We start from the raw sequence: 408 nt of genomic DNA, 5'->3' as shown, positions 1-408 counted from the left end.
GGGAAGTATCTGCGGTACATGGTTATCACCTGCGGTGAGAACGTCCGCATATATGATGACCTCAAGGCGGAGCATAGGAAATGGACACGCAAGCTCTCTGATTGCTTCCGTTGGCTCAATCAAAAATATGGTTCAAATCTGTATTTCAGGGGGACTGAGTTCACTCATAATGAGGATCATGAAACCCTTAACATGCATATGAATATCCTCTTTGATCTGCCGTATTTGAAGGGGAACGGCTGGCAGGATTTTCTTGCTGATGTTCGTGAGAGGATGTCGTGCATTGTTAAGGATGCGGGAACTCTTGAGTCTGTTGATGAGGTCACAAAATATGTGACTAAGCCGAACGATATTGAGACGATGGAGGATGGCCATCTTGAGTGGTTCTATAATGAGACACTCAATACG

General features: G+C 45.1%; 1 protein-coding gene. It reads left to right on the top strand.

The window, feature by feature from the left end:
- Positions 1-18: 18 nt before the first annotated feature.
- Positions 19-408 (top strand): protein rep (locus KP705_RS18425; RefSeq protein WP_215765351.1); only part of this gene is annotated, 390 nt, incomplete at its 3' end.

It is taken from the genome of Gluconobacter sp. P1D12_c, from assembly GCF_018812105.1.
GTDB lineage: Bacteria > Pseudomonadota > Alphaproteobacteria > Acetobacterales > Acetobacteraceae > Gluconobacter > Gluconobacter oxydans_A.
Note: the sequence above shows the minus strand (reverse complement) of the source record. Positions and strands in the feature narration are given on the sequence as shown.